This window comes from Arthrobacter sp. 35/47 (genome assembly GCF_000520475.1).
GTDB lineage: Bacteria > Actinomycetota > Actinomycetes > Actinomycetales > Micrococcaceae > Arthrobacter_D > Arthrobacter_D subterraneus.
This window is the reverse complement of sequence record NZ_KI914594.1, coordinates 61,731-64,310: the sequence shown is the minus strand read 5'-3', so window position 1 is coordinate 64,310 and position 2,580 is coordinate 61,731. Positions and strand designations below refer to the sequence as shown.

The window sequence follows — 2,580 nt, the reverse complement described above, 5'->3', positions numbered from 1 at the left end:
GGGAGACCGAGTGCCCGCGCCAGGATGGCGGTGTGGGACTGGGGGCCGCCGGAGGAGGTGATCAACGCAAGAACCACTTCCGGGTCAAGCGTTGCGGTATCCGCCGGTGCCAGATCCTCCGCCGCGAGAACAAAGGGGCGGTCGGCCGCAGGAATACCGGGGGCCGGCAGGCCGCGCAGTTCGGCGACGATCCGCGAACGGACGTCCAGGACGTCCTGGGTGCGCTCGGCCATGTAACCGCCCAGGCCCCTCAGCATGTCCGCCACCTGCGCCCCCGCCTCCCAGACTGCCCGTTCGGCGGAGATGCCGGCGACGATGAGGGTATTGGAGGATTTCAGGAGCATGGGATCCGCTGCCATCATGGCGGTGGCTTCCAGGACTGCCCTGGCGTCTCCGGTGGCCGAGTCGCCGCGCTTCCGCAGCTCGGCCTGCACGCTCTTGGCGGCGGCCTTCAACCGTGCCGTTTCCTCATCAACCGTGGTGTTGGACCATTTCTCCCCGGCTGGGGGCTCCGCTACCGGGCGCGGCATTTGCCGCACCGGTCCGATGACCCTGCCGGGGCTCACTCCTACGCCCGTAAACGTGTTCAATGGTCCAACTCCTCAGCTTGGGACTAGGCGGCAACCGACTCGGAAGCGGCAGCCGGTACCGGCTTGCGGACAGCGAACCGCTTGAGGGCCACCACGGCCAGGGCCGAGATGACCATGCCTACGAGGATCGCTACAACAAACATAACGACATTGCCGATCGCGAAGAATACAAAGATTCCTCCGTGGGGGGCCTGCGATGTCACTCCGGTTCCCATGATGATGGCGCCGGTTACCGCCGATCCCAGCATTCCTGCGGGGATGACCCGCAGCGGATCCGCTGCCGCGAAGGGGATTGCACCCTCGGAGATGAAGGCGGATCCCAGGAGCCAGGCAGCCTTGCCGTTCTCGCGCTCGGCGAGGGAGAAACGGCGTCGGTCGATCACCGTTGCCAGCGCCATGGCCAGCGGGGGAACCATGCCTGCGGCCATGACCGCGGCCATGATCTGCCATGGCGCCTGGTTGGCGACGGTGCCGGCACCGAGGCCGGCGACGGCGAAGGCGTAGGCCACCTTGTTGATGGGGCCGCCGAGGTCGATGGCCATCATCAGGCCGAGGATAACCCCGAGGAGCAGTGCACCGGCACCGGTGAGGCCGGACAGCCAGTCGTTCAGTGCCACGGTCAGGCCGGCAATCGGGCCACCCAGGATCAGGATCATGAGACCGGAAGCCACAATGGAGGCGACCAGCGGGATGATGACCACTGGCATGAGGCCACGCAGCCAGCGGGGTACCGACAGTTTGCCGATCTTCATGGCCACGTACCCGGCGAGCAGGCCGCCGACGATCGCCCCGAGGAACCCGGCGCCCATGAAACCTGCCACCGCGCCGGCGACGAAGCCCGGTGCGATGCCCGGCCGGTCAGCGAGCGCGTAGGCAATGTAGCCCGCAAGGGCCGGAACCAGGAAGCCCATTGACAGGGCGCCGATCTTGAAGAGCACCGCTCCGAGGTAGGCACCGAGGGCACCCGAGGCTGTTTCCGGGAATTCCGTGGGCAGGTTCCACAGGCTGTTGTTGACCACCATGTCATCAGCAAACCCGGTGATGTCATACCCGCCGAGCAGGAAGCCGAGGGCAATGAGGAGGCCGCCGCCGGCAACGAACGGGATCATGTAGCTGACGCCCGTGAGCAGCGCGCGCTTGAGCTGGCCGCCGATGCTTTCACTGCCGGACTCGTCGTCGTGCGTTCCGGGTGTCGAGGAGTCGGCCACACGGCGGGCATTCGGGTTGTCGGCGGCGGCGAGCGCTTCCTCCACCATGACGCCGGGCTCGTCGATGCCGCGCTTCACGGGAGCGTTGATGACCGGCTTGCCGGCGAACCGGTGCTTGTCGCGAACGTCGACGTCGACGGCAAAGATGACGGCGTCGGCGGCGGCGATCACGGAGGGGTCCAGGGGAGTGGATGCGGAGGATCCCTGCGTCTCCACCTGGAGGTCGATGCCGCGCTCCTTGGCGGCGGCAACCAGGGAGTCCGCGGCCATATAGGTATGGGCGATCCCGGTGGGGCAGGCGGTCACGGCGATCAGGCGCTTGGTGCGCGCTGCGACCGGCGGCGTGGTGGTACCGGGGTCGGCAGACTCCGGGTTCACCGAGGTGGCGCCGCCTTCCTTCTTCCCGGGCCCGGCGTCGAGCGCTTCCTCCACGAGGGCCACGATCTCCTGCTCGGAGGAAGCGGCGCGCAGCGCTGCGGTGAAGTCTTTCTTGATCAGGGAGCGGGCGAGCTTCGACAGGAGCTTGAGATGCTGCTGGTCCGCGCCCTCCGGGGCTGCGATGAAGAACACCAGGTCTGCCGGGCCGTCCTTGGCACCGAAATCGACCTTCGGTTCGAGGCGGGCCATGGCGAGCGTCGGCTCAAGGACGGCGGTGGACCGGCAATGCGGGATGGCGATTCCACCGGGAATTCCGGTGGCCGTCTTCTCCTCGCGGGCCAGGGCGTCAGCGAACAGCCCTTCCACCTGGTCGGCACGGCCCTGCGCCACCACCAGCTCGGCGT

Annotated in this window: 2 protein-coding genes; both read right to left on the bottom strand. The window is 67.7% G+C overall.

The genetic code is table 11. The annotated features are described in order from the left end of the window. Positions 1-590, bottom strand: a 590-nt coding sequence (locus X803_RS18720; protein WP_035778331.1) for a phosphoenolpyruvate-utilizing N-terminal domain-containing protein, incomplete at its 3' end; no start/stop codon positions are given. Positions 591-613: 23 nt separating this feature from the next. Next, on the bottom strand, positions 614-2,580 hold a 1,967-nt coding region (locus X803_RS18715; RefSeq protein ID WP_156930018.1), incomplete at its 5' end, for a PTS fructose transporter subunit IIABC.